General features: G+C 62.4%; 16 protein-coding genes and 2 pseudogenes. 1 reads left to right on the top strand and 17 read right to left on the bottom strand.

Going from position 1 to position 20143, the window contains the following annotated elements; genetic code table 11:
• From M5G11_RS19690 to arcD (M5G11_RS19630), 13 genes and pseudogenes are all read right to left on the bottom strand, one after another.
• Positions 1-185, bottom strand: a pseudogene (locus M5G11_RS19690) (IS256 family transposase); the annotation flags it as partial.
• Between the two features lie 144 nt (positions 186-329).
• Complete coding sequence (locus tag M5G11_RS19685) at positions 330-818, bottom strand: RDD family protein (RefSeq protein ID WP_273911481.1); 489 nt, start codon at positions 816-818, stop codon at positions 330-332.
• Between the two features lie 97 nt (positions 819-915).
• Complete coding sequence (locus M5G11_RS19680; RefSeq protein WP_007931076.1) at positions 916-1128, bottom strand: cold-shock protein; 213 nt, start codon at positions 1126-1128, stop codon at positions 916-918.
• Positions 1129-1475: 347 nt separating this feature from the next.
• A complete protein-coding gene (gcvT, locus tag M5G11_RS19675) occupies positions 1476-2600 on the bottom strand; it encodes a glycine cleavage system aminomethyltransferase GcvT (RefSeq protein WP_273911482.1) in 1125 nt (374 codons plus the stop codon).
• A gap of 26 nt (positions 2601-2626) precedes the next feature.
• A complete protein-coding gene (locus tag M5G11_RS19670) occupies positions 2627-4003 on the bottom strand; it encodes an L-serine ammonia-lyase (protein ID WP_273911483.1) in 1377 nt (458 codons plus the stop codon).
• Positions 4004-4169: 166 nt separating this feature from the next.
• On the bottom strand, positions 4170-7025 hold the full coding sequence (gene gcvP, locus M5G11_RS19665; protein WP_273911484.1) for an aminomethyl-transferring glycine dehydrogenase: 2856 nt from the start codon (positions 7023-7025) through the stop codon (positions 4170-4172).
• 12 nt (positions 7026-7037) lie between these two features.
• Positions 7038-7421 carry a glycine cleavage system protein GcvH gene (gene gcvH / locus M5G11_RS19660; RefSeq protein WP_273911485.1) on the bottom strand — a complete coding sequence of 128 codons (384 nt, stop codon included), beginning with the start codon at positions 7419-7421 and terminating at the stop codon, positions 7038-7040.
• A gap of 291 nt (positions 7422-7712) precedes the next feature.
• Positions 7713-9221 (bottom strand): sigma-54-dependent transcriptional regulator, encoded by a 1509-nt coding sequence (locus M5G11_RS19655; protein ID WP_273911486.1) that lies wholly within the window; start codon positions 9219-9221, stop codon positions 7713-7715.
• A gap of 137 nt (positions 9222-9358) precedes the next feature.
• Positions 9359-9727, bottom strand: coding sequence for a DUF5064 family protein (locus M5G11_RS19650; RefSeq protein WP_273911487.1), 369 nt, complete (start codon positions 9725-9727; stop codon positions 9359-9361).
• Positions 9728-9781: 54 nt separating this feature from the next.
• The gene (gene arcC, locus M5G11_RS19645) at positions 9782-10714 is read right to left on the bottom strand and encodes a carbamate kinase (RefSeq protein ID WP_273911488.1); all 933 of its coding nucleotides are present in this window, start codon (positions 10712-10714) and stop codon (positions 9782-9784) included.
• Between the two features lie 181 nt (positions 10715-10895).
• A complete protein-coding gene (locus M5G11_RS19640; RefSeq protein WP_273911489.1) occupies positions 10896-11906 on the bottom strand; it encodes an ornithine carbamoyltransferase in 1011 nt (336 codons plus the stop codon).
• Between the two features lie 69 nt (positions 11907-11975).
• Positions 11976-13232 carry an arginine deiminase gene (gene arcA / locus M5G11_RS19635; RefSeq protein ID WP_273911490.1) on the bottom strand — a complete coding sequence of 419 codons (1257 nt, stop codon included), beginning with the start codon at positions 13230-13232 and terminating at the stop codon, positions 11976-11978.
• Positions 13233-13264: 32 nt separating this feature from the next.
• Positions 13265-14692: an arginine-ornithine antiporter gene (gene arcD, locus M5G11_RS19630; protein WP_273911491.1), complete on the bottom strand. Its 1428-nt coding sequence runs from the start codon at positions 14690-14692 to the stop codon at positions 13265-13267.
• Positions 14693-15135: 443 nt separating this feature from the next.
• On the opposite strand from arcD (M5G11_RS19630), the gene arcD (M5G11_RS19625) reads away from it, so the two are divergent.
• Positions 15136-16563, top strand: coding sequence for an arginine-ornithine antiporter (gene arcD, locus M5G11_RS19625; protein WP_273911492.1), 1428 nt, complete (start codon positions 15136-15138; stop codon positions 16561-16563).
• Positions 16564-16672: 109 nt separating this feature from the next.
• Here the strand turns inward: arcD (M5G11_RS19625) and M5G11_RS27660 are convergent, their stop codons facing one another.
• From M5G11_RS27660 to M5G11_RS19610, 4 genes and pseudogenes are all read right to left on the bottom strand, one after another.
• Complete coding sequence (locus M5G11_RS27660; RefSeq protein WP_420793821.1) at positions 16673-17428, bottom strand: methyl-accepting chemotaxis protein; 756 nt, start codon at positions 17426-17428, stop codon at positions 16673-16675.
• Positions 17429-17530: 102 nt separating this feature from the next.
• Positions 17531-18601: pseudogene (locus M5G11_RS27655) on the bottom strand (methyl-accepting chemotaxis protein); the annotation flags it as partial.
• A 297-nt stretch (positions 18602-18898) separates the two neighbouring features.
• The gene (locus M5G11_RS19615; protein ID WP_273911494.1) at positions 18899-19324 is read right to left on the bottom strand and encodes a YbaN family protein; all 426 of its coding nucleotides are present in this window, start codon (positions 19322-19324) and stop codon (positions 18899-18901) included.
• A gap of 58 nt (positions 19325-19382) precedes the next feature.
• Positions 19383-19997, bottom strand: coding sequence for a biliverdin-producing heme oxygenase (locus tag M5G11_RS19610; RefSeq protein WP_273911495.1), 615 nt, complete (start codon positions 19995-19997; stop codon positions 19383-19385).
• Positions 19998-20143 lie beyond the last annotated feature (146 nt).

Raw genomic sequence — 20143 nt, 5'->3', positions numbered from 1 at the left:
TAGCCCAGGTGGTGACCACGTTCGGCACTCAGGGCTCGTTCAATCAAGGCCTTCTTGAAGGCAGCAGAGGCATCCTCGATGGCTTCTGCCGTCATCAGCCCGTCCCCGAACTGCTCAAGCAGCTCTTTCGGGATTTTCGGTAATTCTCGTGGCGCTTGGCGCGCGGGTTTCTTTTTGGTTGGCATACATGCACCTCTTGCTCATGTTATGCCCGAACACAAAATTTCTGACACCCCCGCGCAGCCCCCTTCGCCGTAAGGGCGGAAAGGTGACGCAAAGTCACCCCAAAAACCGGATAAACCCAACGCCACCCATGAACCAAAAACCCATCACTTATTCCGTTTAGGCACCTGAACCAACTGCGTCTCGGAATACATGTCATGCCAACTACGCTTACGCTTGTCGATCAATACCCAGAAGAACCCCAACCCCAGGCACAACCACGACCCAATCGAAACAACAAAGCGCAACAGTGCCTGCCACAAACTGATCGCCGAGCCATCGGCGTTCTGCACCCGCACCCCCCACACTTGCATACCGAGGGTTTGCCCGCCGTGGGTCCAGAACTTGGCAAAGAACCCAAACAGTACAAACAGCAGAACCGTCGACAGCAAGGGGTCACCATCCAAAGCCCCTGACTCGGTCAACGCCCGCATGCGTGTCTCGCCGAGGATGGTCATCTGGATCATCTTGTACACCAGCGTGGTCACCATCAGCAGTGCCGTGCACAGCAGAAAGTCATAAAACATCGCGGCCAGGCGACGGCCCAGGCCGACCGCAGGAAACTCACCCTGGGGTTGCAACAGTTGCTTGGGCATGCGGTGGGGCTCCTTGCACAAAAACGCCCATTCTACGGAATCGCGGGCACAAAAAAGCCCCTGCTGTTACCAGCAGAGGCTCTTTTGTTGATGAAGATCAGCCTTCGGCTTGAACTTCGTCGGCTTGCATGCCTTTTTGGCCCTGCACAGCGATGAAGGTCACTTTCTGGCCTTCTTTCAGGCTCTTGAAGCCGTTGCCTTGAATAGCGCGGAAGTGTACGAACAGATCCGGACCGCTTTCAGGAGTGATGAAACCAAAACCTTTCTCGTCGTTAAACCACTTGACGGTACCGCTCTGACGTTGGGACATTGTCTTATTTCCTTTGGAACTTAGAATTAGTAACAGCTTCTTCCTAATGGAAGAGTACTGGGCTGGGTTGCAGGAAAGTAAGAGACGTCGAACGGGTTGTAGCAAAACTCGGCGCTACTGCCCAGGTCACGATCCAAGCGACCCATGCAAACACAGTGCAGTGACTCTACGCTAACTCCGGCGAAAAAAACAAGCCCCGCAGACCGCTGGCCCAGTGCCTTTTAGCGGTCTTCCGGGGATTTTTGCGCGACTGTTACAGTCGCTGTTTGGCCGGTGTTCGAAAGTTATAAAGCGCGTTCGAAAACGAATACTCCGAACGCGTTATCAGTGCGTGTTTGCTTAAACGATCAACCGCGGTAGTAGCGCTGTGCAACAAACGGCATCTTGCTGACTTTCATTGCTACGCGCTTGCCGCGCACGATGGCCCATACCGGAGTGTCCAGTGCGGTATGTGCGATATCCACATAACCCATTGCAACCGGGCCTGCCAATGTCGGACCAAAGCCGCCACTGCATACCTTGCCGATGACCGTACCGGCCTCGTCGACAATCTCGGCCTCTTCGCGCACAGGGGTGCGCTCTTGTGGCAACAGGCCGACGCGTTTGCGCGCAACACCGTTCTGCTGTTGGGCAAACACCTGGGCTGCCCCCGGGAAACCACCGGCACGCTCACCCTCGACACGGCGAACCTTGGAGATGGCCCACAGCAGGCTTGCCTCGATAGGCGTGGTCAGGCTGTTCATGTCGTGGCCATACAGGCACAGGCCAGCTTCCAGGCGCAGCGAGTCCCGTGCACCCAGGCCGATGGCGGCGACTTCCGGCTCGGCCAGCAGGCGGCGGGCCAGGGCGTCGGCAGCATTTGCCGGGACGGAAATTTCAAAGCCGTCTTCGCCGGTGTAGCCGGAACGGCTGACGAAGCAGTCTTTACCCAGCAACTGCACGCGGGTGAACTGCATGAAGGTCATCTTCGCCACTTCCGGCGCCAGACGCTCCAGTACCTTGACCGCCGCCGGGCCTTGCAGGGCCAGCAGGGCGCGTTCCTCGAACAGCGGCTGAATCTCGCACTGCGCACCGATGTGCTGGCGCAGGTGGGCCAGGTCCTGGTCCTTGCAGGCGGCATTGACCACCAGGAACAGCTCGTCATTGCCCAGGTTGGCAACCATCAGGTCGTCAAGGATGCCGCCGTTTTCATTGGTGAACATGGCATAGCGCTGCATGCCCACCGGCAGGTCGATGATGTCGACCGGCACCAGGGTTTCCAGGGCCTTGGCGGCGTTGGCGCCGGTCAGGCGGATCTGGCCCATGTGCGACACGTCGAACAGGCCGGCCTGCTCACGGGTGTGCAGGTGTTCTTTCATCACCCCCAGCGGGTACTGGACCGGCATGTCAAAACCGGCGAACGGCACCATGCGCGCGCCCAGTTCCAGGTGCAGTGCGTGCAGCGGCGTTTTTTGCAGTGTTTCGGTGGACATTGATGACTCCTAGGGCTGAGGGAGTGTCAGCATTCGATGATGTTGACGGCCAGACCGCCGCGGGCGGTCTCCTTGTATTTGCTTTTCATGTCGGCGCCGGTCTGGCGCATGGTGCGGATGACCTTGTCGAGGGAGACGAAATGCTGCCCGTCGCCGCGCAGGGCCATGCGCACCGCATTGATGGCCTTGACCGAGCCCATCGCGTTGCGCTCGATGCAAGGCACCTGGACCAACCCGCCAATGGGGTCGCAGGTCAGGCCCAGGTTGTGTTCCATGCCGATTTCGGCGGCGTTCTCGACCTGCTGCACGCTGCCGCCCATGACTTCGCAGAGAGCCCCGGCGGCCATCGAGCAGGCCACACCCACCTCGCCCTGGCAGCCGACTTCGGCACCGGAGATCGAGGCGTTTTCTTTATAGAGGATGCCGATGGCCGCAGCGGTGAGCAGAAAGCGCACCACGCCGTCATCGTTGGCCCCGCTGATGAAGCGCGCGTAGTAATGCAGGACCGCCGGGATGATGCCCGCCGCACCATTGGTGGGAGCGGTGACCACGCGCCCGCCATTGGCGTTTTCTTCGTTTACTGCCAATGCATAGAGGTTGACCCAGTCGAGCACCGACAAGGCGTCGCGCAGGCTGGCTTCCGGGTGCTGGCACAGCTGGCGGTGGAGCGCCGCGGCTCGGCGCTTGACCTTCAAACCGCCCGGCAGGATGCCTTCGTTGCGACAGCCGGCGGCGACGCAATCCTGCATCACTTGCCAGATATGCAGCAGGCCGGCGCGGGTTTCGTTTTCCGGGCGCCAGGCGCCTTCGTTGGCCAGCATCACCTGGCTGATCGACAGGTTCTGCGCTGCGCAATGGGCGAGCAGTTCCTTGCCGGTCTTGAAAGGGTAGGGCAGCACGGTGCTGTCCTCGACGATGCGGTCGGCGCCGGCGGCGTCCTCATCGACCACGAAGCCGCCGCCTACCGAGTAGTACTCGCGGCTGCGGATCTGCAGGCCGGCAGCGTCGAAGGCGCGGAAGATCATGCCGTTGGGGTGATAGGCCAGCGGTTTGCGGATCATCGCCAGGTGCAGCTTTTCGTTGAAATCGATGCGCTGCTCGCCCAGCAGCAGGAGCTGCCCGCTGCTGCGGATGGCCTGCAGGCGTGCCGGGATGGTTTCGGTGTCGACGCTGTCGGGGTGCTCGCCTTCCAGGCCGAGCAGTATGGCCTTGTCGCTGCCGTGGCCCTTGCCGGTGGCGCCGAGTGAGCCGTACAGCTCGACCTTGAGGCTGCTGGTGTGGCTCAGCAGCTGGTCGCGGCGCAAGCCTTCGACAAACCGCGCGGCGGCCCGCATCGGGCCGACGGTATGGGAACTGGAGGGGCCGATGCCGATCTTGAACAGGTCGAAGACGCTCAGTGACATGGTTCATACCCCGGGTGGATGGTTGCGCGTGCGTTGCACGCGATCGCCGGCAACGCCGGCTCCCACAGAGTGAGAGGTTACACCCTCTGGAGGGGCAGCTCCCACAGTGCCAGATGAGGCCCCTGTGGGAGCTGGCTTTGCCAGCGATGAGGCCGCTAAGCCGGACTCAAGCGTCCTGATAGCTCTCGATCGACGGGCAGGCGCAGATCAGGTTGCGGTCACCAAACACGTTGTCGACCCGACCTACCGGTGGCCAGTACTTGCTTTCCACCAGCGAGGCCAGCGGGTACACCGCCTGCTCGCGGCTATAGCCATGCAGCCATTCACCCGCCAGTTCCGCGGCGGTGTGCGGCGCGTTCTTCAGCGGGTTGTCGTCCTTGTCCAGGCTGCCATTCTCCACCGCGCGAATCTCTTCACGGATGCAGATCATCGCGTTGCAGAAACGGTCGAGCTCTTCCTTGGACTCGCTTTCGGTCGGCTCGATCATCAGCGTGCCAGCCACCGGGAAGGACATGGTCGGGGCATGGAAGCCGAAGTCGATCAGGCGCTTGGCCACGTCGTCGACGCTGATCCCGCTGCTGTCCTTGATCGGGCGCAGGTCAAGGATGCACTCGTGCGCCACCAGGCCGTTGCTGCCGGTGTACAGCACAGGATAGTGCTCTTCCAGGCGACGGGCGATGTAGTTGGCATTGAGGATCGCCATCTGCGATGCGCGCTTGAGGCCGGCGCCACCCATCATGCGAATGTACATCCAGGTGATCGGCAGGATGCTGGCGCTGCCGAACGGCGCCGCGCAGACCGCGCCTTGTTTCTGCTCCAGATGACCGTGGCCCGGGAGGAACGGCGCCAGGTGCGCTTTCACGCCAATCGGGCCGACACCCGGGCCGCCACCACCGTGCGGAATGCAGAAGGTCTTGTGCAGGTTCAGGTGCGAGACGTCGCCGCCGAACTTGCCCGGTGCGCACAGGCCGACCATGGCGTTCATGTTGGCGCCATCGATGTACACCTGGCCGCCGTTGTCGTGAATGATCGCGCAGATCTCGCCGATGGCTTCCTCGAACACGCCGTGGGTCGACGGGTAGGTGATCATCAGCGCGGCGAGGTGTTCACGGTGCTCGATGGCCTTGGCGCGCAGGTCGTCGATGTCGACGTTGCCGCGTGCATCGCAAGCGGTCACCACCACACGCATGCCGGCCATGTGCGCGGTCGCCGGGTTGGTGCCGTGGGCCGAGGACGGGATCAGGCAGATGTCGCGACGGGCATCGCCACGGCTCTGGTGGTAGGCACGGATGGCCAGCAGGCCGGCGTACTCGCCCTGGGAACCGGCGTTCGGTTGCAGCGACACGGCGTCATAGCCGGTGGCGGCGCAGAGCATCGCTTCCAGTTCGTCGGTCAGTTGCTGGTAGCCCTGGCTCTGCTCAGCGGGTGCGAACGGGTGCAGGTTGCCAAATTCAGCCCAGGTCACCGGGATCATTTCGCTGGCGGCGTTGAGCTTCATGGTGCACGAGCCCAGCGGGATCATCGTGCGGTCCAGCGCCAGGTCCTTGTCGGCCAGCTTGCGCAGGTAGCGCATCAGCTCGGTTTCGCTGTGGTAGCGGTTGAACACCGGGTGTTCGAGGATCGCCGACTGACGCAGCAGGGCGACCGGCAGGCGCGACTCGACCGTGTTGGCGAGGGCTGCGAAGTCCGGAATGGCATGGCCGTTGGCAAACAGGCCCCAGAGTGCTTCGACATCTGCTTGGCCGCTGGTTTCGTCCAGCGACAGGCCCAGGTGCTCGGCGTCGATCTGGCGCAGGTTCAGTTGCTGGGCGCGGGCCTTGTCGTGCAGCGCGGCGGTGTTGGCGCCGGTGTTCAGGCTCAGGGTATCGAAGAAGGCTTCGGCGTCTACCACAACGCCCAGGGCTTTCAGGCCGCTGGCGAGGATCGCGGTCAGGCGGTGGGTGCGCTCGGCGATCTGCTTGAGGCCCTGCGGCCCGTGGTACACGGCGTACATGCTGGCGATGTTGGCCAGCAGTACCTGCGCGGTGCAGATGTTGCTGGTGGCCTTCTCGCGACGGATGTGTTGTTCGCGGGTTTGCATGGCCAGGCGCAGGGCGGTCTTGCCGAAACGGTCGATGGACACGCCGACCAGGCGGCCCGGCATGTCGCGCTTGAACGCGTCACGGGTAGAGAAGTACGCCGCGTGCGGGCCACCGAAGCCCAGCGGAACACCAAAGCGCTGGGCGCTGCCGATGGCCACGTCGGCGCCGAACTCGCCCGGCGGGGTCAGCAGGGTCAGGGCCAGCAGGTCGGCCGCGACGGCCACCAGCGCGTTGGCGGCGTGCAGGCGCTCGACCAGGTCGCGGTAGTCAAACACTTCACCGTTGCTCGCCGGATACTGCAGCAAGGCACCGAAGAAGGCGCTGACATCACCCAGCTCGCGCTCGTCACCGACGACCACTTCGATACCCAGCGGCTCGGCACGGGTGCGCAGCACGTCGAGGGTCTGCGGGTGGCAATGCACGGAGGCGAAGAAGGCGTGGCTGCCCTTGTTCTTGCTCAGGCGTTTGCAGAAGGTCATGGCTTCGGCAGCGGCAGTGGCTTCGTCGAGCAGCGAGGCGTTGGCAATCGGCAAGCCGGTGAGGTCGCTGATCAGGGTCTGGAAGTTCAGCAGCGATTCCAGGCGGCCTTGGGAAATTTCTGGCTGGTACGGGGTGTAGGCGGTGTACCAGGCCGGGTTTTCCAGGAGGTTGCGCAGGATCGGTGCCGGGGTGTGGCAGTTGTAGTAGCCCTGGCCGATGAAGCTCTTGAACAGCTGGTTCCGGGTCGCGATGGTCTTGAGCGACGCCAGGGCATCGGCTTCGCTCTGCCCGGCGCCCATGTCGAGCACGCTGGTGCCCTTGATGCTGTCGGGGATGACGGCGGCGCTCATGGCTTCCAGGGTGTCGAAGCCCAGGGTAGCGAGCATCGCCTGTTCGTCTGCTTCACGCGGGCCGATGTGGCGGGCGATGAATTCGTTGGCAGTGCCGAGGTTGATGGTCATGGTGGTCGATCCTCAGGCGTCGGCGTTGGCTTTGATCAGGCGGTCGTAGGCGTCCTGGTCGAGCAGTTGCGCGACCGCGCCGGCATCGGCCGGGATGAAGCGGAAGAACCAGCCTTCACCGAGCGGGTCTTCGTTGACCAGCTCAGGGCTGCCATCGAGCTGGTCATTGACCGCAACCACTTCGCCGGTCAGTGGCATGTACACGCCGCTGGCGGCCTTTACCGATTCCACGGTAGAGGCTTCGGCGCCTTGCTCGTAGCTTTGCAGTTCGGGCAGTTGCACGAAAACCACATCACCCAGGGCGTTCTGGGCGAAGGCGGTGATGCCGACGGTAACGCTGCCATCGGCTTCGGTACGCAGCCATTCGTGGTCTTCGGTATAACGCAACTCGCTCATGGGAACTCCTCAAGGGCCGCCGGGGACGACCAGATGCGGTAGGGCGCGGTATCGGCACCACGCCAGGGATGAGATTCCCATAGCAAATTCGCGGCCATTTACTAAAAAGCTTTATAAATCAAATAGATATGATTTTTAGCTGACTGTTTTCCAATTCGAGTGGAACGAAATCAATACAGTACAGGCGCCAGGAAAAAGCCCAAACGGATCAAAACCTTGCGGCGCAGCGTCAAAACTGTGCTGTATTGATTTCGTTCCGCTGTAGCGTTTTCAGTCCACTGACGGTCGGGCTCAGGCTTTGCCGGGGATGCCGTACTTGCGCAGGCGGTGGGCAATGGCGGTGTGCGAGGTTTGCAGGCGGCTGGCCAGCTGGCGTGTCGAGGGGTGGGCGGTGTAGAGCTTTTCCAGCAGGGATTTTTCGAACGCCTCCATGGCCTGCTCAAGGCTGGCGACTTCGCCGTCGTTGGCGCGTGCGACTGAGGTGCCGGCGATGTCCAGGTCGCCGATGTCCACCAGGCTGCTCTCGCTGATGGCGGCGGCGCGGAAGATCACGTTCTGCAGCTGGCGCACGTTGCCCGGCCAGCGGTTGCCGAGCAGGGCCGGGTAGGTGCCCGGTGCGAGCCGGCAGAGCGGCCGCTGGATCTGCGTGCAGGCCTGCTGCATGAAGTAACGGGCCAGCATGAGGATGTCCTGGCCGCGCTCGCGCAGTGGTGGCACTTGCAGGTTGAGCACGTTCAGGCGGTAGAACAGGTCTTCGCGGAAGGTGCCTTCACCGACCATTTTTTCCAGGTCGCGGTGGGTGGCGCTGAGGATGCGCACATTGACCTTGACCTCGCGGTCGCCGCCGACCCGACGGAAGCTGCCATCGTTGAGAAAGCGCAGCAGCTTGGCTTGCAGGTAGGGCGACATCTCGCCGATCTCATCGAGGAACACCGTGCCCTGGTTGGCCAGCTCCATCAGCCCCGGCTTGCCGCCGCGCTGGGCGCCGGTGAAGGCGCCCGGGGCGTAGCCGAACAGTTCGCTTTCGGCGAGGTTCTCCGGCAGGGCCGCACAGTTCAGTGCCAGGAACGGCGCACTGTGACGGCTACTGATGGCATGGCAGGCGCGGGCCACCAACTCTTTGCCGGTGCCGGTTTCGCCGTGGATCAGCAGCGGCGCATCCAGGGCCGCGACACGCAGGGCGCGGGCCTTGAGGGTGCGGATCGGCGGGGAGTCGCCGAGCAGCGCATCGAAGCCTTCAGCGTGGTCATGGTGCAGGGCCGAAAGGCGTTCGCCAATGCGGTTGGGCGGGTACAGGGTCAGCAGCGCGCCGGCGTTGGTGATCGGCGTGGCGTCGAGCAGCAGGGTCTGGCCGTTGAGCAGCACCTCGCGCATCGGCAGGTGGAAGCCGTTCTCGATCAATGAGGCGAGCAGGCCGACGTCATTGAACAGTTCGGCCACTGACAGCCCCTCGGGTGGTTGGCCGTACAGGGCGATCAGTGCCGGATTGGCCAGCAGCACATGGCCCGCGCCATCGAGGGCCAGCACCGGGTCGCTCATGGCGGCGAGCAGGGCGTCGAGTTGCAGGTGGCGGCGCTGGCCTGGGAGGATGTCGACCACCCGCACGGTCTGCACGCCATGCACGTTGAGCAGGGCGTCGTGCAGCTCTTCAAGTACGTCGGGGCTCAGGGTTGGCGCGTCGATGTAGACGTTGGGCGGCACCATCTCCACGGCATCCAGGTTGAGGTTGCGCGCGCCGAGCAGGGCCAGCACTTCCTGGGTAATGCCGACGCGGTCGATGAAGCTGACGTGGATACGCATGGGGAAGAAGGATTAAGGGCTGCCGAGGAGGGCAAGTATGCCTTGTGAGCGCGTTGCGGCCAAATCGCCAGCAAGGCTGGCTCCCACAGGTTTGGCGTGTGTGGGAGCCGGCCTTGCCGGCGATGGCGATTGAGCGGTTACTCGAGGTGTTCAGGCTTGATCGGGTCACCGGATTTCACGTCCAGCAGCCGGCGAATATCTTCGAACATCGCGTCATAGAGTTTGTGCGGCGAGCCCAGGCTTTCGAATTTCTTGGGCGGCGCGAGGTAGCTCTGGGCCTTGCGCGTGGCAAGGCTGAGGAAACTGGGGAGGACCTGGTCCTTGGGCAGGAAGAACTTTTCGTCCACCGTCTTGCCTTCAACGCTGCCTGACATGTGGAACTGGATGCCACGGCCTTCCTTGGGGTCCTGGAGCACTTCGTAGTTGATGTTCAGATCGTAGCTGTGGTCGTTCTGGTTCAGCGCCGTGCGCTCGATATGAACGTGACCAGGTTGGAATTGGGCCATGGCGGCATCCTCCGTTAGTGTGAAAACGGCGGGCCCTGGGCCCGCCTACTGCTGTCAACGGTAGCTGATACCTGGCTTGGCAGTGGAGACACGTGTGCCTTTGGTGCCTTTGGCGATGCCTTCGATATCCGGCAGCGAGCCAATCACCGCGACCTTGCCGGTTTTGCGGGCAAACTCGCAGGCAGCCTGGACTTTCGGGCCCATGGAGCCGGCGGCGAAGCCCAGCCGTTCCAGTTCGTCCGGGTGCGCTTCGGCCACGGCTTTCTGGGTCGGCTTGCCCCAGTCGATGTAGGCGCCGTCGACGTCGGTGGCGATCACCAGCAGGTCGGCTTTCAGTTCCTGGGCCAACAGGGAAGAACACAGGTCCTTGTCGATCACCGCTTCCACGCCGCTGAGCACTTTGCCGGACTCATCGTACATGGTCGGGATGCCGCCGCCGCCAGCACAGATCACCACGGTGCCTTTTTCCAGCAGCCAGGTAATCGGGCGAATTTCAAAAATGCGCTTGGGCCGTGGGCTGGCGACCACGCGGCGGTACTTGTCACCGTCCGGGGCGATGGCCCAGCCTTTTTCCCCGGCCAGGCGCTCGGCTTCTTCCTTGGAGTAGACGGGGCCGATGGGCTTGGTCGGGTTCTGGAAGGCCGGGTCGTTGCCATCGACTTCAACCTGGGTCAGCAGGGTGGCGAACGGCACCTTGACGTCGAGCAGGTTGCCCAGCTCCTGTTCGATGATGTAGCCGATCATGCCTTCGGTTTCGGCGCCGAGCACGTCCAGCGGGTAGGGGCTGACCGAGGTGTAGGCCGCCGCCTGCAACGACAGCAGGCCCACTTGCGGGCCGTTGCCGTGGGCGATGACCAGTTCATTGCCGGGGTGGATCTTGGCGATCTGTTCGGTGGCGATGCGGATATTGGCGCGTTGATTGTCCGCAGTCATGGGCTCGCCACGGCGCAGCAGGGCGTTGCCGCCCAATGCAACAACGATACGCATGATGATGTCCTTTTACTGAATAGAGAGAGGGCACTTGGCCTGGGAGGCCAGCCTCTGTGGGAGCTGGCCTTGCCAGCGATGCAGGCACCGCGAAGTTGCTGATACGGTGTTGATCCCATCGCCGGCAAGGCCGGCTCCCACAGGGTTGATGCCGCAGGGAGGGGTAAGCTCCCGGGTGTGCTTACAGGTCAGCCAACGTCGAAACCAGGATCGCCTTGATGGTGTGCATGCGGTTTTCCGCTTGCTCGAAGGCGATGCAGGCTGGTGACTCGAAGACGTCGTCGGTCACTTCAATGCCGTTCTTCAGGTGCGGATACTGCTCGGCGATCTGTTTGCCGACCTTGGTGTCGGAGTTGTGGAACGCCGGCAGGCAGTGCATGAACTTGGTACGTGGGTTGCCAGTGGCTTTCATCAGCTCGGCGTTGACCTGGTACGGCAGCAGTTGCTGGATACGCTCAGCCCAGGCTTCAACCGGCTCACCCATGGACACCCAGACGTCGGTGTGGATGAAGTCGACGCCCTTGACCGCCGCTTTCGGGTCTTCGGTCAGGGTGATGCGCGCACCGCTTTCTTCTGCGTACTTCTTGCAACGAGCAACCAGGTCATCCAGCGGCCACAGGGCTTTCGGCGCACAGATACGCACGTCCATGCCAAGCTTGGCGCCGATCAGCAGCAGCGAGTTGCCCATGTTGTTGCGCGCGTCACCCAGGTACACGTAGCTGATGTCGTGGATCGGCTTGTCGGCATGCTCACGCATGGTCAGCACGTCGGCGATCATCTGGGTCGGGTGGTACTCATCGGTCAGGCCGTTGAACACCGGGACGCCGGCAAACTTGGCCAGCTCTTCGACGATTTCCTGCTTGAAGCCACGGTATTCGATGGCGTCATACATGCGCCCGAGTACCCGGGCGGTGTCCTTCATGCTTTCCTTGTGACCGATCTGCGAAGAGTTCGGGTCGATGTAGGTGACGTTCGCGCCCTGGTCATAGGCCGCCACTTCGAAGGCGCAACGGGTGCGCGTCGAGGTTTTCTCGAAGATCAGCGCAATGTTGTTGCCTTTGAGGTGCTGCTGCTCGGTGCCGGTGTATTTGGCACGCTTCAGGTCGCGGGACAGGTCCAGCAGGTAGCGCAACTCGCGAGGGGTGTGGTGTTCCAGGCTCAGCAGGTTACGGTTGTGGATGTTGAACGCCATGATGATTCTCCTTGGATTCGGTGATCGTCCCGGCCGGCGCCGGATAGGCGCGGCCGGGGTGATGGTCGTTTAGTAGTCGATAGGGTCACGAACGATAGGGCAGGTCATGCAGTGGCCGCCGCCACGGCCACGGCCCAGTTCGCCGGCACTGATGGTGATGACTTCCACACCTGCCTTGCGCAGCAGGGTGTTGGTGTAGGTGTTGCGGTCGTAGCCGATGACCACGCCTGGCTCCAGGGCCACCACGTTGTTGCCGTCATCCCACTGCTCGCGTTCGGCGGCAAAGCTGTTGCCACCGGTTTCGACGACGCGCAGCTTCTTGAGGTTGAGCGACTCGGCCACCACTTCGATGAAGGTCTTGTTCTCGCGGCGCACATCCATGCCATACGGCTTGCTGCTGTCTGGGCGGATGACGAACGGCACGATCTCCTTGACCACTTCAGGGAAGACCGTGACCAGGTCGCGGTCGCAGAAGCTGAACACGGTGTCCAGGTGCATCGCCGCGCGGGATTTGGGCAGCCCGGCGACCACGACTTTCTCGACTGCGCCTTTGGCGAACAGCGATTGCGCCAGTTGGCCGATGGCTTGGCGCGAAGTGCGCTCGCCCATGCCGATCAGTACCACGCCGTTGCCGATTGGCATGACGTCGCCGCCTTCCAGGGTGGCTTTGCCGTGTTCCTGGTCGGGGTCGCCGTACCAGACTTCAAAGTCGGCACCGGTGAACTCGGGGTGGAACTTGTAGATGGCGGTGGTCAGCAGGGTTTCCTGACGTCGCGCCGGCCAGTACATCGGGTTCAGCGTCACGCCGCCGTAGATCCAGCAGGTGGTGTCGCGAGTGAACTGGGTGTTGGGCAGTGGGTCGAGCAGGAAGCTGGAGTGGCCCAGGTAGTCGCGGTACATCTTGATCACGCCGGAGCCTTCGCTTTCCGGAATGTCTTCGCCGGCGACGCCGCCAATCAGGAACTCGGCCAGGTGGCGCGGCTCCAGGCCTTCAAGCCAGCTGCGTACTTCGTTGGTCAGGCCGATGCCGACGGTGTTCGAGGTGATCTTGCGGTCGAGAATCCATTTCAGGGCTTCAGGATTGGCGACGATGTCGGTCAGCAGGTTGTGCATTTCCAGCACTTCGATGCCGCGTTCACGCATCTTGGTGACGAAGTCGAAGTGGTCACGCTTGGCCTGGTTTACCCAGATCACGTCGTCGAACAGCAGTTCGTCGCAGTTGCTTGGTGTCAGGCGCTGGTGTGCCAGGCCTGGGGAGCAAACCATCACTTTGCGCAGTTTGCCGGCTTCGGAATGGACGCCGTACTTTTCTTTTGCTGTAGACATGGTTCATTACCTCCAAATTGCGAATACGAGGGTTACAGAGTCAGGAAGCCGTCGTAGAGACCGTAGGCCGCCACCAGGGCGCCGATGACCACGAGGGCGAAAATCAGTTTCTCCACGTTGGTAAAAATGGGTTGGCCGACCTCGCGCTTGGCCTTGGCGAACAGGATCACGCCAGGGGCATAGAGCAGGGCCGAAAGGAGCAGGTACTTGACGCCGCCGGCGTACAGCAGCCAGATGGCGTAGATCAGCGCGATGCCGCCGATGATCAGGTCTTTCTTGCGTTCGGCCAGGGCCTGTTCGTAGGTTTCGCTACGCAGCGCCAGCAGGAAGGCATAGGCCGCCGACCACAGGTAAGGCACCAGGATCATCGAGGTGGCGAGGTAGATCAGCGACAGGTAGGTACTGGCCGAGAACAACGTGATGACCAGGAAGATCTGCACCATGGCGTTGGTCAGCCACAGGGCGTTGGCCGGTACGTGGTTGGCGTTTTCGCGGCGCAGGAACTCCGGCATGGTGTGGTCTTTGGCGGCGGCGAACATGATCTCGGCGCACAGCAGGACCCACGAGAGCAGGGCGCCGAGCAGCGAGATGATCAGGCCGACGCTGATCAGTACCGCACCCCAGTGGCCGACCACGTGCTCAAGCACGGCCGCCATCGACGGGTTCTGCAGTTTGGCCAGTTCCGGTTGAGTCATGATGCCCAGCGACAGCACGTTCACCAGCACCAGGAACAGCAGCACGGTGATGAAGCCGATGACCGTGGCTTTACCCACGTCCGAGCGTTTTTCAGCACGGGCCGAGAAGATGCTCGCGCCTTCGATGCCGATGAACACCCAGACGGTGACCAGCATCATGTTGCGCACCTGATTCATCACGCTGCCCAGGTCCGGGTTCATGCTGCCCCAGATGTCGGCGGTGAAGATGTCCAGCTTGAAGGCGAATACCGCGATGAGGATGAACAGCGCCAGCGGCACGACCTTGGCCACGGTGGTGACCAGGTTGATGAAGGCGGCTTCCTTGATGCCGCGCAGGACCAGGAAGTGCACGGCCCACAGCAGGATCGACGCGCCGATCACCGCCGCCGGGGTGTTGCCTTCACCGAAGATCGGGAAGAAATAACCCAGGGTACTGAACAGCAGGACGAAGTAGCCGACGTTGCCCAGCCAGGCACTGATCCAGTACCCCCAGGCGGACGAGAAGCCCATATAGTCGCCGAAGCCGGCTTTGGCGTAGGCGTAGACACCGCCGTCCAGGTCAGGTTTGCGGTTGGCCAAAGTTTGGAACACGAAAGCCAGGGTCAGCATACCGATGGCGGTGATGCCCCAGCCGATCAGAACGGCGCCAACATCGGCGCTGGCGGCCATGTTCTGTGGTAGCGAAAAGATACCACCACCAATCATTGAGCCGACCACTAGTGCGACTAAGGCACCCAGTCGTAGTTTTCCGGGAGAGTCTGACATTGGATAACTCCATTCCAGGAGAAGAGAGACGCCAGAGTAAATCCAGCTGCGAAGACTTGAGCTGATGCAGGTCAGTTCATTGGCACATTCCGTTGCTCCTTGTGAGGCGTCGAAAGATCCTTTTCCTGCTCTTGTCAGCTGCATTGCAAGCCTTGTGCAACGCTAGCTGCAGGTCGTTTTAGAGCATTCGCTCTGTCAACCTGCGAGAATTGAAGCTAGTTCGTTTTGGAAGAAGCGCAACCTTTTACCGAGAAATTTTCTTATTTGCCTGGATAACCTGAATGTGTACACAAAACCTGCCGATTAGTTGGCAACCTATAGACGTACTAGTTATGAGAGCTATAGTCTTATGGCCAATTAAATATAAACGCGGGCGCGTGACTTATATTTAATTCAGTGTGAATCGCCAAGGTTACAAACTAGGGACAACAGAGGAAGCCTGCATGTCCGAACCTGGACAAAAACTGCGCCTGGGGGCGCTCATCGCGCTGGTGGTCGGCTCGATGATTGGTGGCGGGATCTTCTCGCTGCCGCAGAACATGGCTGCGCGTGCCGACGCTGGCGCGGTGCTGATTGGCTGGGGGATTACGGCGATCGGCATGCTGGCCCTGGCGTTTGTGTTCCAGACCCTGGCCAACCGCAAACCGGAACTCGACTCGGGGGTGTATGCCTACGCCAAGGCCGGGTTTGGCGAGTACATGGGCTTTTCGTCCGCCTGGGGCTACTGGATCAGTGCCTGGCTGGGCAACGTCGGCTACTTCGTGTTGTTGTTCAGCACCCTGGGCTTTTACTTCCCGGTGTTTGGCGAGGGCAACACACCGATTGCCATCGTCTGCGCCTCGCTGTTGCTGTGGGCGGTGCATTTTCTGGTGCTGCGCGGCATCAAGGAGGCGGCGTTCATCAACCAGGTGACCACGGTGGCGAAGATCGTGCCGCTGGTGATGTTCATCGTGATTGCCGCCGTGGCCTTTCGCGCCGACATTTTCACCCGTGACATCTGGGGCCTGAGCAACCCTAAGTTCGGCAGCGTGCTCGACCAGGTGCGCAACATGATGCTGGTGACGGTGTTCGTGTTCATTGGCATCGAGGGCGCCAGCGTGTATTCGGGGCGAGCGCAGAAGCGTTCGGACGTGGGCAAGGCCACGGTGATTGGCTTTGTCGGTGTGCTGGCGCTGCTGGTGCTGGTGAACGTGTTGTCGCTGGGGGTGATGACCCAGCCGGAACTGGCGGGCTTGCAGAACCCTTCGCTGGCGACAGTGCTGGAACATATCGTCGGGCCATGGGGGGCGTTGCTGATCAGTATTGGCCTGGCGATCTCGCTGCTGGGGGCGTTGCTGTCCTGGGCGCTGTTGTGTGCCGAGATCCTCTTTGCCACGGCCCGCGACCAGACCATGCCGCGTTTTCTGGCGCGCGAGAACGCCAACCACGTGCCGGCCAATGCGTTGTGGCTGACCAACGTGATGATCCAGCTGTTCCTGCTGATTACGCTGGTGTCTTCGGGGACCTACACCAGCCTGATCTACCTGGCGTCGTCGATGATCCTGGTGCCGTACCTGTGGTCGGCGGCGTATGCGGTGTTGCTGGCGCTGCGAGGGGAGACCTATGCCGGGCATGCCGGGGCGCGGCGCAAGGACCTGTTGGTGGCGCTGGTGGCGTTGGTGTATGCGATCTGGCTGCTGTATGCCGGCGGGCTGAAGTACCTGCTGTTGTCGGCATTGCTGTATGCGCCGGGAGTCGTGTTGTTTGCCCGGGCCAAGCATGAGCAGGGTTTGCCGCTGTTCACCACATGGGAAAAGTTGATATTCGCTGCGGTGCTGATCGGTGCAGGGTTGGCCGCGTATGGGCTGTTCAGCGGAATGTTGAGCCTGTAGCCGCTGCCGTAAGGCTGCGCTCGCCTGCAACGCAGGCGCCTCATTTGGGAGTCCATGCGGACTCCAGCGCAGCCTGTCGGCAGCGGCTACATAAAGGTGTGCAGGACAGTCACACCTTGAACTGATCAACCAGCGTCATCTGCTGGGTCGACAAGGCATTGAGCTGATTGCTCACCTTCGCCGACTCCGCCGCCTGCCCGGTCAGGGTTTCAGTCACGCTGCGAATCGCCGAGACATTGCGGTTGACCTCTTCGGCCACCGCACTCTGCTGTTCGGCCGCGCTGGCGATCTGCAGGTTCATGTCGCTGATCACCGTCACCGCCTCACTGATACGGTCCAGCGCTTCCACCGCCTGATGAATCTGCCCGGCGTTCTCCTGGGCCTTGCCATGGCTGGAATGCATCGTCGCCACCACGCCACGGGTGTTGCTCTGGATACGCTCGATCACCAGGCGGATTTCCTCCACCGAATCCTGGGTACGCTTGGCCAGGTTGCGCACCTCGTCGGCAACCACGGCAAAGCCACGCCCGCTCTCACCGGCACGCGCCGCCTCGATTGCCGCATTGAGCGCCAGCAGGTTGGTCTGCTCGGCAATGCTGCGGATCACCTCCAGCACCGAACCGATCTGCTCGCTGTTGGCCGCCAGGGTCTCCACCTCGCCAACCGCCTTGCTCACTTCCTCAGCCAGCAGGGTGATGTCGCGGGTACTGCGCTCGATGATGGCCATGCCGTCTTTGGCCGAGCGGTCCGCTCCCCGCGCCGCATCGGCGGCGCTCGCGGCACTGTTGGCGACGTCATGGGCGGTGGCGCTCATTTCATTGGAGGCGGTTGCCACCTGGTCGATCTCACGGAACTGCACCTGCATGCCGTCGCTGGTACGGCGGGCGATTTCCGATGACTGATCGGCCGTGGCGCGGGCCTGGGTGATGCTCTGCTTGATCTGCGCAACTGTCGGCTGCAGCTTGTCGAGGAAACGGTTGAAGCCGCTGGTAAGGCGCCCCAACTCGTCCTGGCGGGCGTAGCGCAGGCGCTGGGTGAGGTCGCCGTCACCGCTGGCGATGTCTTCGAGCATGCTTGCCACGGTGTTCAGCGGACGGGTTACGCCAGTGGCGGTCAGCCACATCAGCAGCAGGCCCACCAGGCCGGCAACGACGGCGAACAGCACGACCTTCAGGGTGCCGCTAGTGCGCGCTTCGTCGAGCATGTTTTGCAGGTTGATGGCGTCAGCCAGCAGCACATGGCGCGGCAGGTCGATGAGAATGCCCCAGGCCTTGCTGTCATTGATCGGCTGCACCGGGTACAGCGCGAGTACGGTGTCACCTTGCTCCAGTACCTGCGGCTGACCGCTGGCGAGCTTCTGCAGGGCCTGTTGCCCCTCCTGGCCGATGTGCTTGCCGACCTTGCCGGCTTCGTTGCTATTGGCCGCCAGCAGGCCGCTGGGGGACACGATCAGCAGGTGCCCGGCACCGTCGAAGAGTTCCTGCTGGGCCTTGGCCGCAGCCGCCTGCAGTGCGTCGAGGGAGATATCGACCCCGGCCACGGCGATCACCTTGCCGTTTTGCAGCAAGGGCACGGTGATGCTGGTCATCAGCATCTGCTTGCCGCCGACGGTGTCGGAGTAGGGCTCCAGCAGGCACGGCCGGGCGCTGTTGCGCGAGCAGGTGAACCAGATGTTGTAGGGCGTGCCGCTGAGGTTGATCTCGGTCTTGGCCAGGTCCACGTCGCTGATCACGGTGTTCAGTGCCTGGCCCTGGGCGCGGCTCCAGTAGCTGGCGAAGCGGCCACTTTCGTTGCTCAGGCGTGCCGCGTCGTTGACGAATTCGCTGTCGTGGCTGTCCAGGGCGTTGGGCTCGAATGCCATCCACACGCCGAGGACATCCGGGTTGCGCTTGAACGTGGTGGCCAGGGCCTGGTTGACCGCTTCGCGCAGGTCGGCCGCGGGCAAGCCACGGCTGCTGGCGAGCTTTTGCAGGTCTTGTACCTGGTCGGCGAGGGCGGTGATCAGGGTTTCGCTGTCACTGAAGGTGCGGCGCAGCATCTCGGCTTTTTCGCCAGCGCGTGCTTGCAGCAGGGCCTGCACATTGCGCGTGAGCATGGCGCTGCTGGCCTCGCCGACTTGCTGGTCGGTCTGGCTGGACTGGTAGAGGTTGATGCCGACCACGAGGCTGACCACGCCAAGCAGGCAGAGGCCGGAGAGCAGGACGATTTTCAGGCGGATGGAGAGCGTGTCGAACATGGACGTACTCGCAAAGGGACGTGGCCAATAGCTGACCGAGCCGAGGTGGCTCGACTCGCTGCGTCCATTTAGCGATATAAGGTCATCGGCTTTATGGCTTTAACCGTTAATGCTCGCCGATGAGCGGTCGGCGGTGCTCTGCGGTACGGGTTCCGGGCGTGACCAGATCCACAGGTTGCCCAATGTCATGCCGCCAATGGCCAGAAATACCGGCCAGCGATGGTCGAGGAACGCCAGCATGACCCCGGCACACAGCAGCATGCTGATGGTGGCGCTGACCTTGGCACGGCGCTGGATCAGCTTGCCGTTGCGCCAGTTGCTGAGGATCGGGCCGAACAATCGGTGGTTTTCCAGCCAGGCGCTCAGGCGCGGCGAACTGCGGGTAGCGGCCCAGGCGGCGAGGAGGATGAATTCAGTGGTGGGCAGGCCGGGCACGACGATGGCGACCAGGCCGATGGCCAGGCTCACGTAGGCCAGCAGGCCGAACAGCAGGCGGGAGAGTTTCGAGGCGGGTAGGCGGGTCATGGGCTCATTGACTGCATAGGTAATGTCGGCCACCGCAAGCGGTGGCCGGGCGCAGCGCTTAGGCCAGTTCAGCCTTTGGCGCGGTCGCGTAAGCGTGTTTGAGCAACTCGGTGAAGCGTTCGAACGCAGCCACGGCGCCTTTTTCGGCAGCGGCTTCTTCTTCGGCGCTCAGTTCCAGGCCGTCGAGGATTCGGGTGAATTGCTTCCAGCCTTCGGCACGACCGCCGGCCGGTTCGCCCAGGTGACGGGCACCGAAGGTGTCCGACAGGCCCAGGCCGACAGCGCGCTTGATCAGGAAGGCGGCGCCCAGTTTGGAGCCTTCGGAGACGAAGATCCAGCCCATGGCTGCACCCAGGCTCGGGTTCTGTACGGCGCCGGCGAATTCGCCAGGGACTTCGGTGTCCAGGTCAGCCAGGTCCAGCTTGGCTTGTTCGGCGCGGCAGCGTTCGGCCAGGTCGGGGACGATGGCGATCAGTTGCGGGTCGGTGTACAGCGCCTTGAGTTCCTGTTGGAACAGGTACTGGGCGACGACGAAGCGCGCGAAGCTTTCGCGGGTTTCGAAGGGAGCGTGGGATTTGACCAGTGCATCCAGCTCGGTGTGCGGGGCGTGGGTGAGCTGGTTGAGGCGTTGCGAGCGCAGTGCAGCGCGTTCGGAGTTCGGAGCGGCGGTCATGGTGATTCCTTGCGAAGTGGGCGTGCCTAGTGACTAGACGAATGAGAAGACGCGCGACAGTAAAAAAACCTCACCTGGTGGCGCCCCGTTTGCTGCCTGACTTGTGGGAGCCGGCCTTGCCGGCGATAAGGCCGGCAGTGCGAGGC

It is taken from the genome of Pseudomonas fontis (assembly GCF_028656955.1).
Lineage (GTDB): Bacteria > Pseudomonadota > Gammaproteobacteria > Pseudomonadales > Pseudomonadaceae > Aquipseudomonas > Aquipseudomonas fontis.
The sequence above is the reverse complement of the archived record's forward strand: the minus strand, read 5'-3'. Positions and strand labels throughout refer to the sequence as shown.